General features: G+C 42.1%; 27 protein-coding genes. 15 read left to right on the top strand and 12 right to left on the bottom strand.

Annotation, left to right across the window (positions count from 1 at the left end; genetic code table 11):
* Positions 1-204: 204 nt before the first annotated feature.
* Complete coding sequence (locus tag J2Z69_RS08700) at positions 205-720, top strand: mismatch-specific DNA-glycosylase (protein ID WP_209861185.1); 516 nt, start codon at positions 205-207, stop codon at positions 718-720.
* Here J2Z69_RS08700 and J2Z69_RS08695 read toward each other — a convergent pair.
* From J2Z69_RS08695 to J2Z69_RS08685, 3 genes are all read right to left on the bottom strand, one after another.
* Positions 698-1,156: a rhodanese-like domain-containing protein gene (locus tag J2Z69_RS08695; protein WP_209861183.1), complete on the bottom strand. Its 459-nt coding sequence runs from the start codon at positions 1,154-1,156 to the stop codon at positions 698-700. The genes J2Z69_RS08700 and J2Z69_RS08695 overlap by 23 nt on opposite strands.
* Before the next feature lie 113 nt (positions 1,157-1,269).
* Complete coding sequence (locus J2Z69_RS08690; protein ID WP_209861181.1) at positions 1,270-2,154, bottom strand: LysR family transcriptional regulator; 885 nt, start codon at positions 2,152-2,154, stop codon at positions 1,270-1,272.
* Positions 2,155-2,344: 190 nt separating this feature from the next.
* Positions 2,345-3,274, bottom strand: coding sequence for an exonuclease domain-containing protein (locus J2Z69_RS08685; protein ID WP_209861179.1), 930 nt, complete (start codon positions 3,272-3,274; stop codon positions 2,345-2,347).
* A 257-nt stretch (positions 3,275-3,531) separates the two neighbouring features.
* Here J2Z69_RS08685 and J2Z69_RS08680 point away from each other — a divergent pair, with 257 nt between their 5' ends.
* The 4 genes from J2Z69_RS08680 (at position 3,532) to J2Z69_RS08665 (ending at position 6,813) form a co-directional block, all read left to right on the top strand.
* Complete coding sequence (locus J2Z69_RS08680) at positions 3,532-4,434, top strand: copper amine oxidase N-terminal domain-containing protein (protein WP_209861178.1); 903 nt, start codon at positions 3,532-3,534, stop codon at positions 4,432-4,434.
* Positions 4,435-4,688: 254 nt separating this feature from the next.
* On the top strand, positions 4,689-5,129 hold the full coding sequence (locus J2Z69_RS08675) for a MarR family winged helix-turn-helix transcriptional regulator (protein WP_209861176.1): 441 nt from the start codon (positions 4,689-4,691) through the stop codon (positions 5,127-5,129).
* Positions 5,130-5,254: 125 nt separating this feature from the next.
* The gene (locus J2Z69_RS08670) at positions 5,255-6,205 is read left to right on the top strand and encodes a ring-cleaving dioxygenase (protein WP_209861174.1); all 951 of its coding nucleotides are present in this window, start codon (positions 5,255-5,257) and stop codon (positions 6,203-6,205) included.
* Complete coding sequence (locus tag J2Z69_RS08665; RefSeq protein ID WP_209861171.1) at positions 6,202-6,813, top strand: alpha/beta hydrolase; 612 nt, start codon at positions 6,202-6,204, stop codon at positions 6,811-6,813. Before J2Z69_RS08670 ends, J2Z69_RS08665 begins: the two co-directional genes overlap by 4 nt.
* A gap of 107 nt (positions 6,814-6,920) precedes the next feature.
* Here the strand turns inward: J2Z69_RS08665 and J2Z69_RS08660 are convergent, their stop codons facing one another.
* The 6 genes from J2Z69_RS08660 to J2Z69_RS08635 form a co-directional block, all read right to left on the bottom strand.
* Complete coding sequence (locus J2Z69_RS08660) at positions 6,921-7,664, bottom strand: SDR family NAD(P)-dependent oxidoreductase (RefSeq protein ID WP_209861169.1); 744 nt, start codon at positions 7,662-7,664, stop codon at positions 6,921-6,923.
* A 153-nt stretch (positions 7,665-7,817) separates the two neighbouring features.
* Positions 7,818-8,609 (bottom strand): SDR family oxidoreductase, encoded by a 792-nt coding sequence (locus tag J2Z69_RS08655; RefSeq protein ID WP_209861167.1) that lies wholly within the window; start codon positions 8,607-8,609, stop codon positions 7,818-7,820.
* A 101-nt stretch (positions 8,610-8,710) separates the two neighbouring features.
* Entirely contained in the window at positions 8,711-9,688 is a 978-nt protein-coding gene (locus J2Z69_RS08650) for an aldo/keto reductase (protein WP_209861165.1), read from the bottom strand.
* A gap of 26 nt (positions 9,689-9,714) precedes the next feature.
* A complete protein-coding gene (locus tag J2Z69_RS08645; RefSeq protein ID WP_209861163.1) occupies positions 9,715-11,523 on the bottom strand; it encodes a DUF2339 domain-containing protein in 1,809 nt (602 codons plus the stop codon).
* A 90-nt stretch (positions 11,524-11,613) separates the two neighbouring features.
* Positions 11,614-12,033, bottom strand: coding sequence for a threonine/serine exporter family protein (locus tag J2Z69_RS08640; RefSeq protein WP_209861161.1), 420 nt, complete (start codon positions 12,031-12,033; stop codon positions 11,614-11,616).
* A 21-nt stretch (positions 12,034-12,054) separates the two neighbouring features.
* The gene (locus tag J2Z69_RS08635) at positions 12,055-12,831 is read right to left on the bottom strand and encodes a threonine/serine exporter family protein (RefSeq protein ID WP_281069389.1); all 777 of its coding nucleotides are present in this window, start codon (positions 12,829-12,831) and stop codon (positions 12,055-12,057) included.
* 241 nt (positions 12,832-13,072) lie between these two features.
* Here J2Z69_RS08635 and J2Z69_RS08630 point away from each other — a divergent pair, with 241 nt between their 5' ends.
* From J2Z69_RS08630 to J2Z69_RS08605, 6 genes are all read left to right on the top strand, one after another.
* Entirely contained in the window at positions 13,073-13,333 is a 261-nt protein-coding gene (locus tag J2Z69_RS08630; RefSeq protein ID WP_209861157.1) for a hypothetical protein, read from the top strand.
* 289 nt (positions 13,334-13,622) lie between these two features.
* On the top strand, positions 13,623-14,543 hold the full coding sequence (locus J2Z69_RS08625; RefSeq protein ID WP_245339101.1) for a ubiquinol oxidase subunit II: 921 nt from the start codon (positions 13,623-13,625) through the stop codon (positions 14,541-14,543).
* Between the two features lie 23 nt (positions 14,544-14,566).
* On the top strand, positions 14,567-16,549 hold the full coding sequence (locus J2Z69_RS08620; RefSeq protein WP_209861155.1) for a cbb3-type cytochrome c oxidase subunit I: 1,983 nt from the start codon (positions 14,567-14,569) through the stop codon (positions 16,547-16,549).
* On the top strand, positions 16,549-17,154 hold the full coding sequence (cyoC, locus tag J2Z69_RS08615; RefSeq protein WP_209861152.1) for a cytochrome o ubiquinol oxidase subunit III: 606 nt from the start codon (positions 16,549-16,551) through the stop codon (positions 17,152-17,154). The genes J2Z69_RS08620 and cyoC overlap by 1 nt, the downstream gene beginning before the upstream one ends.
* A gap of 1 nt (position 17,155) precedes the next feature.
* Positions 17,156-17,494 (top strand): cytochrome o ubiquinol oxidase subunit IV, encoded by a 339-nt coding sequence (gene cyoD / locus J2Z69_RS08610; protein ID WP_209861150.1) that lies wholly within the window; start codon positions 17,156-17,158, stop codon positions 17,492-17,494.
* Positions 17,495-17,618: 124 nt separating this feature from the next.
* Complete coding sequence (locus J2Z69_RS08605) at positions 17,619-17,828, top strand: hypothetical protein (RefSeq protein WP_209861148.1); 210 nt, start codon at positions 17,619-17,621, stop codon at positions 17,826-17,828.
* Positions 17,829-17,927: 99 nt separating this feature from the next.
* On the opposite strand, the gene J2Z69_RS08600 is transcribed toward J2Z69_RS08605, so the two are convergent.
* Positions 17,928-18,653, bottom strand: coding sequence for a peptidylprolyl isomerase (locus tag J2Z69_RS08600; protein WP_209861146.1), 726 nt, complete (start codon positions 18,651-18,653; stop codon positions 17,928-17,930).
* Between the two features lie 200 nt (positions 18,654-18,853).
* On the opposite strand from J2Z69_RS08600, the gene J2Z69_RS08595 reads away from it, so the two are divergent.
* The 4 genes from J2Z69_RS08595 to J2Z69_RS08580 all read left to right on the top strand — a co-directional run bounded on the left by J2Z69_RS08595 (position 18,854) and on the right by J2Z69_RS08580 (position 23,630).
* Positions 18,854-19,924 carry a GGDEF domain-containing protein gene (locus J2Z69_RS08595; protein WP_209861144.1) on the top strand — a complete coding sequence of 357 codons (1,071 nt, stop codon included), beginning with the start codon at positions 18,854-18,856 and terminating at the stop codon, positions 19,922-19,924.
* Between the two features lie 127 nt (positions 19,925-20,051).
* Positions 20,052-21,425, top strand: coding sequence for a spore germination protein (locus J2Z69_RS08590; RefSeq protein ID WP_209861142.1), 1,374 nt, complete (start codon positions 20,052-20,054; stop codon positions 21,423-21,425).
* Entirely contained in the window at positions 21,412-22,521 is a 1,110-nt protein-coding gene (locus J2Z69_RS08585) for a GerAB/ArcD/ProY family transporter (RefSeq protein ID WP_209861140.1), read from the top strand. The genes J2Z69_RS08590 and J2Z69_RS08585 overlap by 14 nt, the downstream gene beginning before the upstream one ends.
* On the top strand, positions 22,518-23,630 hold the full coding sequence (locus tag J2Z69_RS08580) for a Ger(x)C family spore germination protein (RefSeq protein WP_209861138.1): 1,113 nt from the start codon (positions 22,518-22,520) through the stop codon (positions 23,628-23,630). Before J2Z69_RS08585 ends, J2Z69_RS08580 begins: the two co-directional genes overlap by 4 nt.
* Before the next feature lie 68 nt (positions 23,631-23,698).
* Here J2Z69_RS08580 and J2Z69_RS08575 read toward each other — a convergent pair whose 3' ends face one another.
* Together J2Z69_RS08575 and J2Z69_RS08570 are read right to left on the bottom strand one after the other, a co-directional pair.
* Entirely contained in the window at positions 23,699-24,058 is a 360-nt protein-coding gene (locus tag J2Z69_RS08575; protein ID WP_209861136.1) for a hypothetical protein, read from the bottom strand.
* Positions 24,059-24,245: 187 nt separating this feature from the next.
* Entirely contained in the window at positions 24,246-24,422 is a 177-nt protein-coding gene (locus J2Z69_RS08570; RefSeq protein ID WP_209861134.1) for a hypothetical protein, read from the bottom strand.
* Between the last annotated feature and the right edge of the window lie 147 nt (positions 24,423-24,569).

Here is a 24,569-nt window from a genome sequence, read left to right as displayed (position 1 = left end):
ATTTTCACAGGCAGAGGCGTTCATCTTGAACATTCAGTGAAGGTTCTAAAATTGCCCTCTACTTAGTTAGAGAAATGTTAAAAAATACTGTATATATACGAACATTCAGTCAGAAATCTATCGTTAAGAAAAGCCATCACCTCTTTAAGGCGGATGGCTGGATTTTTAATATCTTATTCCTATATATGAAAAGAGGAACGATCTATGAATGAAGTATCGGATCACCTAGATCATGGGCTTCAAATTGTCTTTGTCGGCTTCAATCCAAGCCCCAAATCCGGGGAACTCGGACATCACTATGCTAATCCACGCAATCATTTCTGGAAGCTTCTCTATGAATCGGGCCTTACACCAAGGTTATATGCACCGAATGAAGATGGGGATCTCCTAAAGCTTGGCTATGGATTCACAAATATTGTCTCTCGTCCTACCCGAGGGGTAGATGACATTACAAGAGAGGAATACCGCGTAGGAAGAGAGATCCTTAGAGAGAAGCTGGAATACTACCGCCCGCAAATTACTTGTTTTGTAGGCAAAGGGGTTTATCAGGAGTTCACGAAGCAATCCAGCATTTCGTGGGGTTTCCAACCTCAATCCTTCGTGGACGGTGTGCATGAATTTGTGGCTCCCTCCTCCAGTGGACTTGTAAGAATGCCAATGTCGGACATCATAGCCATTTACCAGCAGCTCGGTGAATTTATTCAGAATGCGTCGCAGTAGGTCTGGAAGTTAATCGCAGCTTAGTTCGTGTACCTTCAACTGGCGCACCTTCACGAGTCCAATATTCTATACCACCGAGAATTTCTTTCACCTGAAAACCAAGAGTAGTTAAGCGAACCCCTGCTTTTACAGCGGCATTGCAGTCTGGCCCCCAGCAGTAGACGATAATCAGCTTTTCTTTTGAAAAAGAGGCGGTGCTTTCTTTGTTAATAGAACGATAGGGAAGACTCTGAGCACCTTGGGCATGCAGTTCATCATACGCTGAAGCAGATCTTACATCGAGTAGAATAAAATCATGAAATCCTTGCGCCATATCATAATTCACATCAGACGCATCCGTCTCATAACTCAAGCGACTAGAGAAATAGCGATGTGCTTCTTCTGGTGAAGCCGCAGGTGTCTCTAACGTTAGGGGGAATATCGGGGTTGAACTCATAGGATAACCTCCACAATGTATAGTCCGCAGATGAAGCTTGATCTGCATCTATAGAGACTGTATCACGGCTAATACAAGGGGAGTTATGGATAGGAATTGATAAGAAGCATCAATTATTTTGATGAATACTCGGGATGGAGCAGTTGCAGGAAATTTTGAAAGGATTTAGACAGCCATTTTTTACGAGAATAGATAAGCTGAGTGTAGAACTTCATATCTGGATCTAGTATGGGGATGGCGGCAAGCTTCCCTTGCCTTACCTCATGATCTAGAGTAATACCGGGGAGAAGGGCTACGCCAAGTCCATAAATGACGCATTGTTTAATGGCTTCTAGATTACCAAATTCACATGAAATCTGGAACGAGATCCCCTGCTTATTCAAGAGGTCAAGAAGCGAGGAACGATACGTACACCCGGCTTCTGTAAGAATAAAGGTCTCTTGTTCTAGGTCAGACAGATGCAGACCAGATACACTAGCTAGTCGATGATCAGGGCTCATGGCAATGACTATAGGTTCTTCGCGTAGGATGATACTATGAATTTGAGGATCTTGCAGCGGGGGATCAAGAATAAATCCAACATCGACCGTCCCATTCTTCACGCCTTCAATAATCACAAGTTCATTGCCGGGCTGAATAAGAAGCTGAATGTCCGGGTAATTTTTTCGGTAAGCTTGAAGAAAGGGTGGCAGATAAAAGGCAGCTAGCGTTTCGATAGTGCCGATATTTAAAGATCCCTTGGACTGTTCTGCAACGACTTCCTTAGATTCGGCATGAAGACGTATCATTTCATGGGCGAAGGGAAGTAGCGCTTCCCCTGCTTGCGTTAAACGCATCGTACGGCCAAATCGTTCGAAAAGCACTGTCCGGTAAGATTCTTCAAGTTTCTGAATTTGGGTCGTTACACTGGACTGGGCATAGCCGAGTGCCTCAGCGGCTTTGGTATAGCTGCCTAGGCGCGCCACCTCACGAAAAGTCTGTAGATAGACAAGTTCCATAATATACCCTCCTAATCATAAGCCTGATGTAAAGGTAGAAGATGGCTTCTAGAAAGTCAATAGTATTAAGTAAAGCAGAACAATAGTATTAAGTTAAGCAGAACAATATATAGCAAAAAGACCCGAAAACTTTCGGGCCTACAATACACATGTATGATTATAGTAATCCAACTACAATAATTAGGAACAATTACGAAGAGAGCAGGGACATGAAATCCTCTTCGGGAATAATACGAACTTTTTTACCCGAAGAGGCTAATTTTTCGGCTGCGCGAATTTTGCTGCTGCTCTTCAGTCCATGTTGATGCTTCATATAATCTTTGGAACCAACAACCAAGTAATGGACGCCAGGGTGAATCTTGTCCGCAAGTAAGCCGCCGAGATCAGCAACCTTCTGCATCGCTTCTCTTCGTGAGATCGAACTCAGTGTACCCGAGAATACGACCTGCTTGCGATATAAAGTATGATCCTTATCAAAATCATTCGACTGCGGTACAATCTGGCTCGCCTTCACACTGCCACCTGTGGAGCGGGTGGAGGAGAACGTGATATGTGTATAATCGTCTTGCAACTGGCCTAGTCTGTATTCTAATTGCGTGGCAAGCTGGTTGTAATCTGATGTTTGCGCGTCTTTAAGACATTCTATGAATACCAGTGCGGCGGCCTTGGCATCTTCAAGCGCATCATGATGCCGGAATGGACTGAGCTGTAGATGGCTGCTCAATTGATTCAAGCGATAGCTCGGCAGCTCAGGCCAGATTCTTTTGGCAACTAGGTAGGAACATAAGTATTGAAAGCCTGTACTAGGCAGTTCATAAGTCGAAATGCAGTAGCTTAACACATTCATATCAAACGCAGCGTTGTGCGCAATGACCGTCTGCCCATCTAACATCGGGCCAATCGTACTCCATACTTCTTTGAAAGTAGGGGCGTCTTGTACCATATGTTCTGTGATGCCGTGAACCCGAACACAATGCGGGTCAAATTCGCTTAAAGGATTAACCAGAGAATAAAATTCCTTCGTGATGTGCCCATCCTCGACGACAGCAATCCCAACGGAACAGACGCTGCCTTTACTCGTCATATTAGCCGTCTCAAAGTCAATCGATACAAAATTCATGTCGTTCACCTCTTTGTAGGTCTTCACTTGTAATTTTACATGAATTAGATAGAAGTTGGGGCGTTTTTTACGTTTTACCAAGATTTCTATCTTCATTGTGGTGGTTCCCAAATGATCAATGGAGGTAGTTGAAGACGGTAAGCTTTTAGGAATTCATACAGAAATTATTTTTAACGTATCATAAATCCCAAAATTAAGTAACTTTTAGTTGATAAAAACGTTTAACTATATATAAAAATAAGGAGGATTACTGAAAAATGAAAAGTAAATTACTAATATTTATATCATTATTTATGGTTGTTTTTTCGATTAGTGACTTTGTAGCTGCAGCTCCTACAAACCAAGTTGGGATTTTTGTCAATGGACTGCGAATGAATGTAGATGTTGCTCCAATACAGAAGTCAAGCCGTATATTAGTTCCAATTCGCTCACTAAAAGAAATGAACTTAGCTTATCAGTGGGATTCACGTAGTAAAACTGCAATTATAACCCAAAACGATAATACGGTGAAATTAACAGTAAATAAAAAAGACGCTTACAAAAATGGTGGTAAAATTGAATTAGATGTTCCTGTAATAGAAGTGAAAGGAAGAATTCTAGTCCCTATACGATTTATCGGAGAAGCCTTTGGAGGTAGTGTACAGTGGGACAACACTCATAAGGATGTTATTATATATAGCTCTGATAAAATTGAGAACTTGAAAACATTGAAAACAGGTGATCTAGTTAGTGCTCGCAAATTGGTTCTCTCTCTTCAACCCTACATAGATAAGCATTGGAATATAGGCCCAAATGATTTTCAGCCATCTGGTGAATTAAGCAGAACGGTTCAATACGTATTTCCAAAAGGATCGGCACTAGAATATAGTTTAGTGAATGGTGATATCACTAGTTATATCAAAGTTGATTCATTCGGGATTGCAAGATTGGAATGGATAGGCAGATCGGACAGGAAGGGACGCATTGTTGAAGAAAAAGGAAAAAGGTGGAGTTTTGATTATCGTAATACTGTGTATTTTCAGATATCACCTTTAGACGATTCAGTTAAATATGGTACTTATGATAATAGTAGAGTCCCTACTCAAATAGGCATAACGCAGGAAGCAAAAGAATTAAAGGATGGCGTAAGGGAAATTCCCAATGAGAAAAGGGTAGATTAGTGCAGAGTGCAGGGTCTCTACGACCTTGCACTCTTTTTTTAATTGATTTTTTCATAAGTCCTTGTTTTACTGCTTTAAGGATACATAAATCGTTGAACTAGACAAGTTATTCAGTTATTCAAGAGCCCATATAGATCACTATATAAAGTTGGATTTTAAAGTTCGAATAAGAAGATAAGGGTTGACATCTATCATAATCAGGCGTATATTTATCTTAAAGTTAAGATATTATTTTGTTGTGAGGAGGTGACCTAATGAAAAGCAATCGTGAATTATCGCTTAAACTTATGGTAGTCTTAGCTAAATCTTATAAATTGATTATGGATCAAGCGGTTAAAGATATGAAGAAGTATGGTTTATCTACATCGGAGTTTACAGTTCTCGAATTACTCTATCATAAAGGTCGGTTCCCATTACAACAAATCGGCGATAAGATTCTAGTTACTAGTGGAAGTATTACGTACAATATTGATAAGCTTGAGAAGAAAGGGCTGCTCAAGCGCCTGCCATCACCCGATGATGGGCGAGTAACTTTTGCGGAGATTACGCCTGAAGGTAAGGAACTTTTTGATCGCATATTCCCAGAACATGCTGAGGTTATCGAGAACCTGATGAAGGGCCTTGCGCCTGAAGAAAAGAAAACAGCTATTTCTTTGATTAAAAAATTAGGCAAGTCTGCCAAAAAAGAAGGATAGCTCCTCTCTTTTTTAATAAATATCTTAAGTTTAAGATAAATTCAAAATGTTCAATTATTAATATTGGAAGTATTCAAATCGGTGATAACAAACTAAAAATTAAATTAAATCTAGGAGTGATTCGCATGTCTCAAATTACCGCAGGAATTCATCATATTACTGCTTTTGTTACTAACCCTCAACAGAATGTTGATTTTTATGCCGGCGTACTCGGCCTACATCTTGTTAAGAAAACGATTAATTTTGATGCCCCAGAAGTGTATCATTTGTACTTTGGAGATCAGGTGGGTAGTCCTGGAACAGCCATGACCTTCTTCCCTTGGCCGAATTCCAGAATGGGAACGATTGGTGGGGGACAGGTTGGAATTGTAACGTTTGCTGTACCTGTAGGTACCCTTGGATTTTGGGAAGAACGACTGTCACGGCTTGATATTGCTACTGAGAAAGTAGAAAGATTCTCCGAACTATTCCTGCAATTCAAGGATCATGATGGTCTGAAATTGGAAATGGTTGAACGTGCTGAGGGAGCACAAAGCAAGTGGTCCTTTGGTGGGGTTTCTGCTGAAAAAGCTATTAAAGGATTTGGTGGCGCATTGCTTTTAAGTACAGCCCCTGACAAAACTCAGCATCTGCTGGAGCATACAATGGGTCTTACTCGTGTGGGTGAAGAAGCGGGCTTAGTTCGATATCGTTCCATCGGGGACATAGGGAATATTATTGATATCAATATGCAGCCTGTACCTTGGGGACAAGGGGGAAGTGGAACGATTCATCATATTGCATGGCGTGCGAAAGATGATGCGGATCAGTTGGCATGGAGAGAATGGGTGGAAGAGAACGGATATAGCCCCACTCCTGTGGTAGATCGCCAATATTTCAATGCTGTGTATTTCCGCGAAGCAGGGGGGATCTTATTCGAGATTGCTACTGATACACCGGGATTTGATAATGACGAACCTACAGAACAGTTGGGTCAAAAGCTAATGCTTCCCGAATGGTTCGAACCACATCGGTCTGAGATCGAAGCGAATTTGTTGCCTTTTGAAGTCCGTGTATTGAAAGGAGATCTCTCATGAAACATATATTTCACCAAGGTTCAGATGCAAGAGGCCCTGTGTTATTGCTGCTGCATGGCACAGGTGGAACTGAGCAGGATCTGATTCCACTAGCTTCACATATCGATCGGGGTGCAAGCTATCTCAGTGTAAGAGGGAATGTAGTAGAGAATGGGATGCCTAGATTTTTCCGTAGATTAGCTGAAGGGGTTTTTGATGAAGTTGATTTGATTGCAAGAACGAAAGAACTCCATGAATTCTTAGATCAGGCGGCTAATGATTACGGATTCGATCGTAGTCAAGTAATAGCTCTAGGCTATTCGAATGGGGCTAACATTGCAGGCAGTCTGATTTTTCATTATCCCCATGCTCTACGGGGAGCCATTTTGCACCATCCGATGGTGCCTAGACGTGGTGTGACATTGCCTGATCTGAAAGGCATGCCTATTTTTATGGGGGCAGGTCGTAATGATATGATGTGTTCAGCACAGGAGTCGGAGGAATTAAAGGCAATTCTCCAAGGTGCTCATGCTGAAGTCACACTCCATTGGGAGAATGCGGGTCATCAATTAACATCCACGGAAATAGCTGCTGCAGCCGCTTGGTATCAAGAATACTTTAAGAAATAAGACATTGCTTTTGAGATCATTTTAGAGACCTAGCTTTGTATACAACAAAACAATCGATGCCGTAGGTATGTACGGTAGCGATTGTTTTCGTTGTGTATTTCAATTTATTATTGCGCCGTATAACCGCCATCAACCAGCAACGTTGTTCCCGTAATAAATGAAGCATCCTCACTTGCTAAGAAGAGAACGGACTTCGCAACTTCTTCCGGACGGCCGAGACGACCCATCGGATGAAGTCCAGCTAGATGCTGCTTAATAGAAGCATCTGCTTCTTTGAGAAGAGGCGTATCTATATACCCTGGGCAGATGGCGTTCACGCGAATGCCTTTTTGGGCATAATCAATGCCTAGAGTTTGAGTGAGCAGTTTCACTCCACCTTTGGCAGCTGCATAGGCCGTAACGCTTCCTTTACCCACATGGCTGTGAATGGACCCACAGTTGACGATGACACCGCCATCCCCTTGTTTGAGTACTTGTTCAATGAAGTATTTGTCGGACAGGAACACGCCGGTCAAATTAATATCAATGGTCTTGGTCCAAGCATCAAGCGTTAATTGATCCGCTATACCATCTTTGGCAATTCCTGCGTTGGCAAAAAGAATATCGACACGACCGAAGGCTTCTACAGAAGCAGTAATGAGATGCTGAACATCGGTCTCCGAAGTGACATCTGTTTTCACAAATAAGGCCTCTTGTCCATTTTGCTTCAGCTCGTCGGCCACAGTTTGTCCGTGAGGCGCGAAATCGGCAATGACGACTTTGGCTCCTTCTTGGGCGAATAATCTTACGGTTGCTTCTCCAATACCGCTGGCTCCGCCTGTGACAATCGCTACTTTATTGTGAAATCTCATGATGATGCATCTCCTCTAGTTGTGGATTTATAACGCTGTGTTCATGTTATCCTTAAGGAATCGTTCTCATACAAGATAGTGACTATTATAGTGACTAATAAAGAATAAGCCTCATTCCTTGGTTCAAGGTATGAGGTCTTTATTCATATATATTTAGCCGTGAAGCAAAGATTCTGCCCCATCGACGAAAATTTCAGTTCCGGTAAGATGAGAGGATTCATCACTCGCTAGAAAAAGAACGACATTAGCTACCTGGGTGGGTGTACCAGGCCCCTGCTCAAGAGGCTGATCTCCATCCGGAAATTCGACCTTAATTTGTACGTTTTTGAGGTCATCGGTAGGGTACGTATTCTCATCAATATGAGTTTTGATCGCACCAGGACAGATAGCATTGACACGGATTTTGTATCTGGCTAGTTCTAGAGCAGCCATCTTCATAAAAGCGACTTGCGCGGCTTTAGTAGATGAATAGGCTGAGAAGCCAATATTTGAGAAGACACGGTTTCCATTAATAGAACTGTTAATGATAATGCTACCGCCTCGATCTTTAAGATGAGGAATGGCGTACTTCACGGTGGCGAAAGTTCCGCGAAGATTGATGTTGATAGTTCGATCCCAATCTTCAATCTCCATCGTCTCAATGGGCGCCATCGTGCCATTAATACCGGCATTTGCAAATACAATATCCAGCTTCCCAGCTTGTTCCGCTACTTGCTGGAAGGCTTTCTCTACCATCTCAGGTTTGGAAATGTCACATTCGACGACATGGGCGACCCCGCCGTTATTTTCAATAGTAGCACGAGTCGCTTCGGCTTTCTCAGGAGTACGGTCCAACATATATACCGTTGCACCTTCCTCAGCAAAACGAATGGCCGCCGCTTGACCAATTCCAGAACCGCCACCCGTAACTACAGCAATTTTCCCACCTATTCGTTGATCAGGCATATCATAAACCTCCACTCATATGTACTTCCATTGTGTTAGTAGTACATACCCGTTTGCCGCAAAACGTGAAACAACGAACCTAGATGATTTAGTATCAGGCTTTATGGAAGCGCATGACCTCGAGAACTCACGTACAAGCTGTACCATTCATCTCGGGTCAAGTTCACAGAGACACGCTCCGCATCTCGGCAGGCAATAATTCGCTTGGGATTAGAGCTGCCTAGAACTGGCTGAATCATCGCCGGATGCCTCATAAGCCAGCCGAGTACAATGGCTTCTGGTGTAGTATTTTTAGCTTCGGCTAAGCGTGTAACTAGGGCCGCAGTCTGTACAACTCGTTCAGATTCGCCCTCTAAAGAACGACCAGAGAAAGCTCCTTGAGCCAAGGGTCCCCAAGCTTGAAGCTGAATTCGCTGAAGTTGAGCATGTTCGAGCAGTCCCTCTCCGAAGTGAACGGAGTTTCCTTCAGCTTGATTAACATGTACAGTCTGATCTACGAAATCAAGCTTAGATAGACTCATTTCTAATTGATTAACTGCAATGGCTTCAGGAAGGGCACTTTGTAAGAAGCGAACCTGCGAACTGTTCATGTTGGATACGCCAAAGTAACGGACTTTTCCTGAGGACTTTAACTTGCCTAAGGCTTCAGCGACTTCGTTTGGGTCCATGAGTGGATCTGGACGGTGAAGTAATAGAATATCCAAGTACTCTGTTCCCAGACGCTGAAGGATGCCATTTACAGATTCAAGAATATAAGCTTTGGAGAAATCATAACGACCGGGTACTTGTCCCTTGGCTACTCGAATGCCGCATTTGGATTGAATGACTACTTGATCGCGGAGAGAGGGGCGGGCTTTCAATAGGTGACCGAAGGTCTCCTCCGCCTTACCCATCGTATAAATATCTGCATGATCGAACATGGAGATGCCAATGGACAATGCTGCATCTACAGCACGTTCCGCTTCAAGGATATGTTGCTGTTCGATAGGCTCACGGTTCCATCCTCCACCAAAAGGCATGCAACCCAAAATGAGTCGACTCGTGGAAATACCACGTTGTTCAAGGGGCATAATCTTCATGAATATATTCCTCCTAAGGTTGTAATTTATCGTGTTGCTGGCGGGTCGGCTGGAGGCTGAATTGCCTGTTTTCTATATAATAGTCGGGAAATAATAATGCCTATAGCTCCTAGTCCTATGAACAATATGGCTCTGATAGGTAACGATACCCCTGGAATATCAATAAGAATGAGCTTGAGTAAAGTTAGGAGTAGAAGGAGAATACCTGCTAGTCTTGCATACTTATGTTGAAATAGGACTCCAATCACAATCATAACTACGGCATAAGCAGCCCATACGCTAGATAACACCAAATGTTGAGTATCTGTGCTGAGATACCATGTGAAGACTTCACTCATTTCTTTGGTGAACAAAAGGATAATGAACAGGGTAAGCCAGAACCAAATATATGAGTGATAGATAAATGTATGTTTCAGATGAGGCCGTCTGCGAATAACTTGAAGCATGATGATCAGTGTAGCAATGAGAATGATCCAGCTTGCAGAAGCATAGGATGCAATGTCACGAATATCCGTCGATAAAGTACCCATAAGTCCTAGGGAGTAAATCACACATCCAGAGATTTGTTGGAGCGGGCTTTTGCTACGTATAGCAAGCAGCAAAAGAATGAATCCTTCCATGGTCCAGGCCATGTATAGGCTTTCCGTACCTAGGATGTGGGATAACCAGATGAACCATGCATAGCTGGCCGCAGCAAGATATACGGGTTCGTTCTCTTTCCAGACATGTTTCCAAAGTGCTGTAAGTGTAAATATCCCAGCCCATAAGCCAATTAAGATGTCAAATAACATGGGTAGGTTCTCTCGATTCGATACCATGGAAGCCCAGCCGGTTAGCAATAAGAAACCCGAGAAGACCACGATACTTTTGTGGTAGATGTCACGGTTCTTTTGTAAAAGAGCAATGACAAATATGGTTATATACTGCAACGTAGCTCCTGTAATGAAGGCGTAGGCTACAGATCCGGACTGATTCCCTAGAAAGATGAATAAGAAAAACAAAGGAATATGAAGCAATCCGATGGCGGTAAAGTGAGCGATTCGATAAGCAAATATAGAAGATAAGATCAACATCGTTACGGAAAAGAGCGTCTCATACCCGACGAAGACCCAAGTATTTGGTACTGTAGAGCGAATAAGGAATGGAACCATAAAGCCCCCCAGCATGGTCACAATCAAGAGGGTCTGAGAGCGGTGCCTTATGGCTGTGAATACCCCAGCTCCAATGGAGAGCAAATATAATACAAAGGAGTGCGGAGCAGGGATTAACCCATACAGCATGTGGGCGGCGAATAAGGTAAGAATTAAAATAGCAATAGATCCACCAAGCAGAACTTGAGCCAGAGCGGATCTTTTGTGCCGATACTGTACTTCGCCATACCAGAACATTATGGCTGCGACCATAAGTCCCAGAATACAGCGCAGCGGTTCAGTTAAGATTCCATTGCGTACAGCAGCCGAGAATCCCCACAATACACCTAGTAAAAGCACAATAATAAATATCCGGGGAAGCCAAATGCGAGCTAATAAGTGTTCCCAATCTATAGGCTCTTTAGGAGTTGCTGTTATGGAAGCCTGCTCGTTACGACCATGAAGCACATTGAATTGATCGATTAGTTTTTTCTCATGCGCGAGAGGAGCGGTAATATTTGTGGATGCATTCAGCGGAAGAGTATGTAGTGAATCCTGATGTGTCGCTGATGAATCAGTCTCAGGTACCTCGTCTGTATTGGAATGGAGAGTGTGTAATGAATTGTTGCGCAGATGAACCACTTCTTGTTCAAGAATCTGGACTTTTTTCTCCAATTCCTCCATACGTCGCTGAATACTCAACATTCTTAACCTCCCTTGAAAAGTTTGGATTATGTTTGTAATTTGAAATGGTTTGTAAATTAAAATATGTTTGTTAACGTAAGTATATCTTGATTAAGCCCTTCTTCGTACCATCTGGTTAAGCACTTCTGACAGAATAAGACCCATGGCAATGGAACCTGAGATTAAAAAGGCCTGAGCAGCTAGCTGAACGGCAGCGTTGTGATCATTTTCTACGAATTTACGCATCGCATCATAAGCAATCCCACCAGGTACTAAAGGAATAATCCCAGCAACACTGAAAATAATAACGGGGAGCTTGTAGAGCCTTGCAAAAATTTGCCCCATGATTCCTACAAGTGTAGTAGCTATTAATGAAGCTAAGATTGGACCCCAAATGCCTTGAAGCAGAAGATAGATCATCCAGCTAATCATTCCGGCAATACCGCACTGCAATAAAGAACGTTTGGGTGTGTTGAATAGAATTGTGAAAGCGGATGAGGCAATGAAGCTAGTGACAAGTTGTGCAAACATTAAATAGACCTCACTCTGAATTTAAAAGATAGTAATGGCAACGGCGATCCCCGTACCAATCGCAAAGGCTGTAAGAAAAGCTTCTACACCTCGGGATAGCCCAGACACCAGATGACCTGCCATCAGATCACGTACAGCATTTGTTATCAAGAGTCCCGGTACAAGTGGCATTACGGAACCGATAATAATTTTGTCTAATGCATGTCCCCATCCAAGCTGTACAAAGATCAGTGAGATCAGACCCACAACAAAGGAAGCCATAAGTTCTGAGAAGAACTTAACACGAACCAATTGATGAAAATATATTACAGCGCAATATCCAAATCCTCCGCTGAACATAGCAGGAACGAAGTCGTTCCATCCCCCTTGGAACATAATCATAAAGCAACCGCTAGCGATGGAAGCTGCCGCAATTTGCAGCCATATCGGGAAAGCATGTGCTGCACATTCCACTTCTTTTAACTTCAGCCGAGCCTGCTCTGCTGTTAGTTGGCCTCCGCTTAATTGACGGGATATCCCATTCACAGCGGTAACCTTTTGCAAATCCGTGGTTCGTTCGGCGATTCCTGTTAACTTGGCTGCTCCAGCTTCATCCGCTTGAAACATAATTCCTGTAGGCGTCACATAACTTGTGGATTTAGGAAATCCGAGGCAGGCGGCAATCCGGGACATCGTGTCCTCTACTCGGTACGTCTCCGCACCACTTTGAAGCATGATTTTACCTGCCAGAAGGCAAAGATCAGTAGTCGTTGCTATATCCGCACGATCCGGCTTATGAACGACCGGGTCAGAATTCAATATCATCTTCTCCTTCATCTCAATTCTTATCTAAACGTTTCCTATTATAGCATGTTCTAGTATGGCCAAAAAACGATCAGACATGTTTAATTTAGGGTATGTAGGGTTATAGGTAATAAAAGATTTTAAATGTGACGAAATTTCAAAATAAATTTGTACAAATTATGAACAAAATTGTGAACTTTGTGGTATACTATGTACAAGAAAGCCTTTTCATGATGTTGAACAGGAGTGATGAAGAATGTCAGCGAAAGTATATCCATTAGATCGAGTGCGTCAGATGAAAGATGAAGGTTATAGCTTGGCGGCTTATATGACGGTAATTTCTTGGATATTGTTAGGCGTGGGTGTAGTGATGTGTCTAATGAATATTAGTGATTTCACCGATCGTAATATGACTTTAATGGCGGGTCTAGGCTTTATGATCTCTAGTGTCTTTGTCTATACCGTGGGAACTTCAATATATCTGGTTCAGTCCAATGCAGATAAGGGTAATGGATAAGACTAAGGATAGAAGTGACTTGAACTTATAATCGGAATGTATGAAAGCCCTTAGGAGAAGCTCCTAAGGGCTTTTTTTCGTATGAAAAGGAGTTGTGAACAGTTTGTGAAAAAAATTACTGGATAATGGAAAAGCAATTATGACGATTTGGTTAACTAGTGACATAACTCACATGCGATCTGATACACTGAAACAGCTAAAGGATTATTCGATAAAAAACTAAGTATACAGCTTGAACTCTTGGCCCATTCATCAGTTCATTCTGTATAGATGCAGAGGTGATGGGGAAATGAAAAACAAGCTTTCCGGATGGAAGCTACTGATGCTCATTGTAGTCGGATATGCTCTGATTATAGGGGTGTCCGTGTATCTGGGATGGGATAAGTTTATTGTGCTTGATGCCAAAGGTCCTGTCGCTGAGGTACAGCAGAAATTAATTATGTTGACCGGTATGATTTGTATGGCGGTTGTTATTCCTGTTATCGGACTTCTTGTCTTTATCGTCTGGAGATACAGAGATACGCCAAATAATAAAGCTCCGTATCAACCTCATTGGGACGACAGCAAGTTGCTGGAGACGATCTGGTGGGGAATTCCGATTGTCATCATCATCATTTTGGGGGTTGTGACTGCACGGGATACTTACAAACTGGCTAAGCCGCCTGTGTCGGATAGTACACCGATTACGATTCAGGTTACTTCATTAGATTGGAAATGGTTATTCCAATATCCAGATCAGAAGATTGCAACAGTCAACTATGTTCAGATTCCTGCAGGAGTTCCGGTTCGCTTCCAGTTAACATCGGATGCACCGATGAACTCATTCTGGATTCCTCAACTAGGCGGACAAGAATATTCTATGCCAGGTATGGCCATGCAGCTGTGGCTACAAGCAGATAAGCCGGGTACCTATTATGGTTCAGGGGCGAACTTTAGTGGGAGAGACTTTGCGAAGATGAATTTCGTTGTCGAGTCCAAACCGCAGGCTGACTTTAATACTTGGGTGAAAGAAGTGAAATCAAGCTCACCTAAACTTACGAATGAAGGCTACACAGAGCTTGCCAAACCAAGCACGATGAAACAACAGTTCTATTCAGATTATCCAGCTACGCTGTATACAGATATTGTGAACAAAAATGGCGGGATTTATATGAAGCATGGCTCAGAAAGTATGAGTTCCGGTAGCTATAACGGTTCTACAAAACCATAAACACAGGCGAAAGAGGGATTGTAATGTGGGAAAATATTAAAGACTTCGCCTCCACTTTTTTCGTTACAGGTGACCCGCTGATTTATGGAGCGGACGTCTCCATAGGACTTACAAGTATCGCAATTTTGTTTGTCCTAACTTACTTTAAAAAGTGGAAGTGGCTTTGGCGGGAATGGATTACTACCGTCGATCACAAAAAGATTGGGATTATGTATCTGATTGCATCCTTATTGATGTTATTCCGTGGCGGTGTGGATGCGCTCTTGATGCGTACCCAGCTTGCCTTGCCGAATATGAAATTCTTACAAGCGGACCATTATAATGCGGTCTTTACTACGCATGGTACGATCATGATCTTGTTCATGGCGATGCCGCTGATGTTTGCCTTATTTAATCTAGTTGTACCGCTTCAATTAGGAGCAAGGGACGTTGCGTTCCCGTTCCTGAACTCGATGAGTTTCTGGTTGTTCCTTATGGGAGCCATGCTGTTCAACCTTTCTTTTGTCATCGGGGGATCTCCTGATGCAGGATGGTTAAGTTATCCACCGTTATCGGAGCTTGCATATAGTCCGGGTGTAGGGGAGAACTTCTATATATGGGGGATTCAGATTTCCGGTATAGGTTCCTTGGCAACAGGGATTAACTTCTTAGTAACGATCCTTAAAATGCGCGCACCAGGCATGAAGATGATGAAAATGCCACTCTTCTCTTGGTCCGTGTTATCCAGTTCTGTAATGATCATTTTTGCCTTCCCGATCCTTACGGTAACACTAGCTTTACTATTCCTCGACCGATTTGTGGGTGCTCATTTCTTCACCATGGATCTAGGCGGGAACCCGATGATGTACGTCAACTTAATATGGATGTGGGGACACCCTGAGGTATACATTGTAGTTATTCCTGCCTTCGGTATTTTCTCCGAAGTCGTGTCTACCTTCTCTAAGAAATCCATATTCGGATATAAATCGATGGTATTCTCCATGATGTTGATCAGCGTAGTGTCCTTCTTCACTTGGGCCCATCACTTCTTCACCATGGGATCTAGTGCCAACGTCAATGTATTCTTCGCCATCTCGACGATGGTGATTGGGATACCGACCGGGGTTAAAATCTTTAACTGGCTCTTTACGATGTTCCGAGGGCGGATCACCATCAAGCAGCCGATGCTGTGGACACTTGGATTCATTCCTTGTTTCGTCGTAGGCGGAGCGACAGGGGTTATGCTTGCTGTAGCGCCTGCCGATTATCAATATCACAACAGTTACTTCCTTATTGCTCACTTCCACCAAGTTCTGATCGGTGGTGTAGTGTTCGGTTACTTTGCAGGTATGTACTACTGGTGGCCTAAAGTATTCGGCTTCAAACTTGATGAAAAACTAGGTAAGTGGTCATTCTGGTTATGGAATATTGGTTTCTATGTATGTTTCATGCCGCAATATGCACTTGGTTTCATGGGTATGACACGTCGTCTATATACCTACGGTTCCGACACCGGTTGGGATCTAGGATGGGCACCGCTTAACATGATTTCTACTGTAGGTGCATTCGTCATGGGTCTGGCTTTCATTGTGCAAGTATGGCAGATCAGTTACAGCATTCGTAAAGGTGAACGTGATCTTACGGGAGATCCTTGGAATGGTCGTACGCTGGAATGGTCAATCCCATCTCCTGCACCGTTCTACAACTTCGCTGTAGTTCCTGAAGTTGAGGGAACTGATGCTTGGTGGAAGACAAAAGAGGATCTGAAGAACGGCATCAAACCTGCTCCTGTGAAGCTTGAGCCGATTCATATGCCTAAGAATTCAGCTATACCATTCATCATGTCCGTATGTTGGTTCATTGCTGGATTTGGATTTGTATTTGGTTGGATGTGGATGGCGATTCCGGGTCTTGTAGGGGTAGCAATTAGTCTACTTGCTCGTTCATTCACTTATGATACCGATTATTATGTTCAAGTCGATGAGATTGAGCGTACAGAAGCAGCTTTAAGAGGGAGGACCGTCTAATGGCACACGCGGCAACAACACATTCCCATTCGCATGAAGCCCATGAGAGTCATGAGTCCTTGAAGGTGCTTGGATTCTGGATTTTCATTATTACAGATATTTTGATCTTTGGTACGTTGTTCGCTTGTTATGCAGTACTTCATACGCATACGAATAATGGTCCGGGCGCTAAAGAATTGTTCGAAATGAAAGGCGTCATCATTGAAACGTTTATCTTGCTTACAAGTAGTTTTACAAGTGGTCTAGCTATGCTGGCTATGCACAAGAAGAACGTGAAGCAGTTGATTGCTTGGCTAATTGTTACAGCGCTTCTCGGTGCTGCATTTATCGGCATGGAAGTTACGGAATTTGTGAAGATGGTTAACGAAGGGCATACGATTGCAAGTAATGCGTTCTTGTCATCGTTCTTCACCCTAGTTGGTACGCACGGACTTCACGTATCCATCGGACTTGTCTGGATGATTGCACTGATGATTCAGGTCTCCCGCAGAGGTGTGACGGAAGTCACTACTCGGAAGTTGACCAACTTAGGTCTGTATTGGCACTTTTTGGATGTTATCTGGATCTTTGTATTCACCGTCGTTTACTTGATGGGGGTGATGTAAGATGAGTCAACATACACACGGTCATTCTACGACTGATGAAGTGAGCCAAGGTCACGGTTCTTTGAAATCTTACCTACTTGGATTCATCTTCTCTATTGTACTAACGATCATTCCACTTGTTATCGTTATGAATGATATGCTCAATAAGACGCAAACTGTCGTGACTTTAATGCTTATGGCAGTTATGCAGCTCTTGGTTCAATTGTTCTTCTTCATGCATATTCGTGAAGGTGAGAAGCCAAGATGGAACGTTATGACGTTAATCGTTGGACTCCTGATCGTATTCACCGTCGTAGGTGGATCCATCTGGATTATGTCCTTTAACTCTACCGTTCAATAGGGTTGTCATTAAAAGCCGGAACCTTTTAAGGTTCCGGCTTTTTTTTATACATAGTGAAGAACAAAGTTAATCAAGCAGTGTTGACATACGATGTTACAATGAAGCAAAAGGGGGAGATCACAGGGTGAATTACATACCATATATATTGATTATAAGTGTGGCTCTGATTGGCGGTATTGGCACCTTCATCATTGGTCAGTCTAAAGATAATAAGACCTCTAATCCGAATTATGAGAAGCGTAGCTTAGGAAATATAAGCAGATTAAGCTGGATTTATCTTGTGGTTACTGTAGTGAGTGTAGGGACAGCGGCGCTGTATATGCTATCTGTCTGATGTTGCAATATAGGAAGTATACATAAAATAAAATGAGAGCCATGATAGGCCTTTGTGGGCTTTATCCATGGCTCTCTTCGAATAGGTTGCTGTAGAAAATTAAGGTTTGATAATCTCAGGTTCTTTGTACGTGACCCCAAAAGTATCGACAGTTACTTTTTTCATCACTTGATCGGTAGCAGGTTTATCATTACTATCTCGGTTCTGACCTACAATACTATCAACGACTTCAAGTCCTTCAACTACTTTACCGAATGCCGCATACTGTCCATCCAATGAAGTAGCATCTGCGGCCATAATAAAGAACTGAGAACCCGCAGAATCCGGTTCATTTGTCCGTGCCATGGAAAGAACTCCGCGTGTGTGCAGGAGATCATTCGGAAAGTTGTTGGATGTGAATTCGCCCTTGATGGAATAGCCGGGCCCCCCTGAACCATTACCGTTCGGGTCTCCCCCCTGAATCATAAAGCCTGGAATAACGCGGTGGAAGATCTTGCCGTCATAGAAATTTTTGTGTATTAATGAGATAAAGTTATTCACCGTATTTGGAGCTACTTTGGGATAAAGCTCTAGTTTGATTTTTTGACCTGTACTCATTTCAATGGTGACTACTGGATTCTTCGCACTGTTCTTGTCCGTTGTCTTATCTGATTCGGTTGGTGCTGGCTGAGTGGGTTCAGCGGGTGCTGGAGAAGCGGTTTTTGGAGAATCTGTTTTGTTTTGCCCGGATTCGCTTCTGTTTTTGTCTCCGCAAGCCGATAATACAAAGACGAGCGTAAATATCAGGAGAACGAATAGAGGTTTGCTGCGTTGCCAATTGAACATGTGTTGAATACACTCCTTTAAGTATAATTCGAGCCTTTTGACTAACTTTTATTTATTATACGGATTTATGATCGAAATGAAAAATTTCTTCCAATGCTGTAGGCCTTAAGTTTCACATCATATGGTACAATTGGCTTAAAGTAGGTTGAACTTTTTTAGGATATAGCTGCCCTTAGGCAAGTAAGTGAGGTGTAGGTGTCATGATTGAAAAATTAATTAGTAATTTTACGTTGCTTACTACATTTTTGTTTTTTGGTAATCTGCTGCGAAGTAAATATATGAAAAATAAATTTAGTACCGTATGGAATCATGCAATTAGTGGATTGTTCCTTGGTTTGTTTGGTATCCTTCTTATGTATTTTACATTTCCTATTACGGAGAATGCCACATCTGACTTTCGTCAAATTCCTATATTGGTCTCTGTATATCTAGGCGGGGTATTATCCGGAGGTATAACCGTCATACTCATCGCTGCTTATCGGTTATTTTTCATACACGGGGTAAGCTTTGCTTCTATAATAGCGGCTATGAATGCGGTGGTGACTTTGGGTATTGCTCTGTGGCTTATGCCGCGCAAAAGACTCCGTTTTAAGAATTGGTTCCTCGTTCAGATGCTTGCTCTAGTGGCTACAGATCTCGTCTATCTTGTTATTTTACCTGAGGACAAGCTGCAACCCATTGTAATCTTTTCTTTATTGTCTACTGCAGCTGGATTATTCACCTATTTCTTATTGCGTAATCTGAAGAAATCTGATGATCTGCTTCATATGATGGAGGAAGCGGCACATCGAGATTTTTTGACGGGGTTACATAATAAAAGAGCATTCAAGGCATTTTTTGATCAACAAGTAGAGTCTAGTCAGAACACATCCCTTCCCTTTTCCATCTTAGCCGTAGATATTGATCACTTTAAGTTGGTGAATGATACGTACGGTCATGCAGCTGGGGATGCCGTACTGATTCAGCTGGCAGATGTACTCCGAGATTCCTTCCGACCTGGAGACCATATTGCACGCAATGGGGGAGAAGAATTCATCATTATTGTAGATAATTGTGGACAGGAACGAATTCGACGAACAGCGGAGCGACTGAGGACGAATGTAGAGCGGTTTGCGTTCATACTGCCTACGGGTGAGCAGTTGAAATTAACAGTATCCGTAGGTGCGGCAACCTATCCAGATATTATCCCAGAGAATTTGTTCCATAAAGCCGATGATGCGTTATATACGGCGAAAAAGTCCGGTAGGAACCTTGTTTGTCTAGCTAGTTAATGATCTAATAATTGAATGTTGAAGATGAAGAGAAAGAATGCCTTTTAGGCAATCTTTCTCTTTTTTGCATGGATTTGTCCGCTTTGTGCCAAAATAACCTCAACATTTAGGAAACGGGGCATGGAACATGCGAATCAGACAAAGTGGAGATTCCTTACTGCAACAGTTAAGTCAGCAGTTGTCTGGCAATGCGGATCTGGCTCAAAAGGAGCTCGGGCGGGGAGCAGACGGTGTACATATGCTTTACCTGAAGAGTATGAGTGATTCATCTATTGTAAGTCGTTACGTAATTACTCCTTTTTATGAGATGAAGGATATTCTAGCTTACGAGAGTTATATCGAGAATTATCCAGGTACTACGGTAGGTAAAGATGAGAAGACGCTATTGGAAAATGTACTCAAAGGTTTCATTTGCTTAGAGTTCGAGAATGGACATATCTATCTATTTGAAGCCAATAAAAATGAATCTTCTCCGGTATCCGATGGTCAGACTGAAGTGATCGTACAAGGGCCATCCGATGCTTTTACTGAGAATTTACAAGTCAATATCAACCTGATTCGGCATCGCTATCAATCGGAGCATCTCAAAGCTGAACTTACGGTAGTAGGCGCAAAGTCAAGAACCCGAGTTGCCATTATGTATGATGATGTCCGGGTGGATAAGGCCATTCTTGAGGAACTACGTGTTCGCCTTGAGGGAATCAAGGTGGATTTAATCCAAGGGGCAGGAGAACTAGACAAGCATTTAAGTGACACCAAACATCGATTATTTCCTACAGTGGTTGTAACAGAACGTCCCGATAGAGCGGTATTTAACCTCTCCGAAGGTAAAATATTGCTTGTTGTAGATACCACGGGGTATGTAGTTATTTTGCCTTCCATATTCAATGACTACCTCACTGCGATGGATGATAAATTACAGCTCCCCATCAGCGGCTGGTTTTTGAAGACGATCCGGTATTTTGGTCTGATAATATCTACGATACTTCCTGCGATTTATGTGGCCTTCACTTCCTTTAATCCAGAAGTATGGAAAGTACAAATTGCCTTGCTAGTAGCCGGCAGCCGAGCCTCTGTCCCTTATCCATCGTATCTGGAAGTATTTATTATGTTGGTACTTATGGAATTCCTGACAGAGGCTTCCCTACGGTTGCCCAAATCGATTGGTCCTACGGCTACGACGGTTGGTGGTCTAATCTTGGGTACAGCGGCTACAGAAGCGGGATTGGTAAGTAACATTATGATCATCATTGTATCTGCCGTGGCGATCTCCAATTTTGTGATTCCTTTGAATATGATGATGTATTCCATACGGGTGATGAAATATTTCTTTATCATATTTGCAGCAGTCTTTGGTCTATTGGGGATCGTATTGGGTCTCGTAGGCGTGGTTATGTACTTGTGTTCTCTGCGAAGTTTTGGCAAGCCATACTTTAAAATATTTGCGTTGGATCAATGGGCTAATCGGGTACAAGGAGGGAAAGAAAATGGTCAAAAATAAATATTTTTATTATCTCTTCCTCATTACTGCCTTGATTAGCGTCATCAATTATGTGCCGAGATCTCTAATCGACCGAAGATTTGACGGCGCTATGATGTCTATTCTCATTTCGATTCCTATCGGGACAGTATTACTAATCCTGTTTACCAAATTGATGTCAAAATTCCCCCAGCAGGGTTTACCTGAAATCCTTAACGGGAATTTATCTGGATTTGTTTCACGTCCTTTATTAGTTCTGTATTCGACCATCTGGTTTGTTGCAGGGCTGATTACGATTTTAGCTTTTGTCGATATTACTATGCGTTATATCAGTTCAGATGTCCCATCTTATATAGTCATTCTCGGGTTTCTCTTGATTATCTGTTTCAGCATGAGAATGCGTACTGAATCTATTCTCTATGGTTTAGAAGTATTGCTTGTCTTGAATCTGCCGTTAATAATATATTATCTGCTTAAAGGGATATTCAATCCATATTTCAGTTGGGATGCGGTTAGGCAGATGGTTACCTATCTATGGGATATACCGCATTATAGTTCCGTTGCAAAATCGACCTTTGTATTCACAGGGTATATTAATCTGGCTATATTTAATCGTGTATTTGAAAACTTAAAGGTAAGACATGTCTGGCTTATTAGCTTGACGGCCCTAGTCACGTTATTAATAGCATTTCTGATGCCGATTGGCTTTTCAGGAGTTGAGGGAATCAGCAAACATGTATATCCTTGGTTTACTACAGCAGATTCTCTTCGAACTAAGGCTTTTATTATTGAACGTGTATTATTTTTGTTCTACTTTACCTATCTGACATTTTCTTTGGTCAGTGCGATTACTAGCTGGCACATTACGCTGGAGCTCCTCAAAGGTGCTTTTCAATCCAAACAAGGAAAAGATCAGGGGAAAAATACAAAAAAAGTTGTGGATTGGGCTTGTATTATCATTTTTAGCGGTATTACTTTACTAATGGATAACCTGAATCAATATACGATGTATAAGGTTGGACAGATTTTTCTCGACGTCCGCCTGATAGGGGAAATCATGCTTCTAGCTACGATTTTTCTGGTATTTAGAAAGCTTAAAAGGGGGAGAAGTACATGAAGCCCACCTTTCGGATAGTACTAATCTTAGTAGTTGTAGTGTTAATGCTCCCCATACAAGCCTGCAAATTCAAAGATATCGATCTTAAATTGTTTGTGATTGCTATGGGAATTGATGTATCTGAAAAATCACCGGATAAATTAAGTGTCACTTTAAAAATAGCTATTCCACAAGGTGATCCCAAAACTTCCGATGAAAAGGTGGAAATTTTGACGCAAGAAGCCGTGAGTATTGCGGAGGCTATCCGAGAAGCCAAATCCAGAGTGGATAAGGAAATTGATTTTGGTCATTGTAAGGCGATCCTTTTTGGCGAGGCCTATGCTCGTAAAGATCTTCGAGGCGGAACAGACTGGGCCCTACGAAGACGGGATATCCAGCTGTTGAACTTTATTGGTATTGCCAAACCTTCAGCTAAAGAGGTTCTGACGGTACAACCTCCTACAGAGCGGATTCCTGCGAATTCTATTTTGCTTGCCCTGAGTAAGGATGGTACGGAATCCCCATTTATCGTGAACATTTATTTGTACAATTTATATAGAAGGCTGCAAGAAAAAGGGTGGGACCCAGTGCTGCCTGTGATTGAATTCCAAACAGATGATGAATTTTTGATTAATAAGATTTATCTTTTGGACAAAAAGAAAATACAAGTTCTTCTTACTCCAGAAGAGACCAGGCTCTTCAATCTACTGACCACCAAAGATCTGAAAACCAATTTTAGTTTCCGATATCAAGGAGATAAGATGGATTACAATGTTGAGCATTCGAAATCAAATTATAAGATTCAATCCAATGTCAAAGATAAATCTTCTATTGACTATAAAATTAATATCACAGCTGAACTGGAAGAAAACCAGCAGGAGCTCCCTATGAACAAAACAACATTGGAAAAAATCTCAGTAGCCGCTAGCGAAGAAATGAACCAACAGGTAGAAGCTCTGTTAAAGAAAATCCAGAAATCACATCTGGACCCTATAGGTTGGGGACTACGTTATGAGGCAACTCACTGGAATAACAGCACCGAGATGAAAGAATGGACAGAAATGTATCCTAAGCTGGATTTTAAAGTCCACGCTTCAATTAAGATTCATTACTCAGGGATGTTGAACTAGATACCATCTAGCAAAAAAAAGCGCTTCTCCTAATGGAGAGACGCTTTTTTGAGATCTAATATGTTATTTTATACATCTTCATCTGTACCATCATAACCATTGATAATATCAATACCATGATCCAAAATCTCAGGTGGTGAGACAGGATCTACCGGGCTATCTTCGGAAACTTCATCTGCATCTGGAACGTCTTGCAGTGGCATGTCTTCTTCAACATCATCTAAAGGAGCTGCGGGCAGATCCTTATCAAAGTGTGAATTAGAATTGGAAATGGACTCCCCTTCACTCAGACTTTGTGTAGATCTGGAATCGTGCGGTAACAAATCATCACTTGGAATATCATTTTCTTCATTATAACTTGCTAAGGTTTTATATTCATCGTATTCTTGTTGGCCTCTGCTCTTCACATCATCAAATTCATCTGCCATATCTGTTAACATCCTTTCATGGATGGCTGTTCAGCCATAAATTTCACCTTACTTGGAGCTTACCCTAAACCATGTCGTATCAAACTTCGTAGGTCAAACTAGGCATATGATTGGAAGCTACATCTATAAAAATAAGCCAGAAGAATCAACGATTCCTCAGGCTTTATGTATTACGAAATCGAGACGATTAAAATTTAGGAAATACATACTTGACCAGGAAGTATAAGAATCCAAAAAATATAATAATATAAGCCGCATATTTGATAAAAGTGGAAGCCACCATGCTCGAGTCAGATTTTTTCTGAATATCCCGGTGTTCAACCTCTACATTGCTAACTTCACTACGATTTTGATTTTCAATCATGTTCATCCATCCTCCCCTTAGCGTAGAAGTCTGCTGGGCTTAATGCCCTGACTTCCCGTTACTTGGTAATACATACACACAAAGAAGACAGGCTGAAACAGCTATGAGGTAAACCTCTCATCTTTTGGCTTGACGTGTAGTTTATAA

It is taken from the genome of Paenibacillus shirakamiensis (assembly GCF_017874255.1).
GTDB classification, from domain to species: Bacteria; Bacillota; Bacilli; order Paenibacillales; family Paenibacillaceae; genus Fontibacillus; species Fontibacillus shirakamiensis.
Note: the sequence above shows the minus strand (reverse complement) of the source record. Positions and strands in the feature narration are given on the sequence as shown.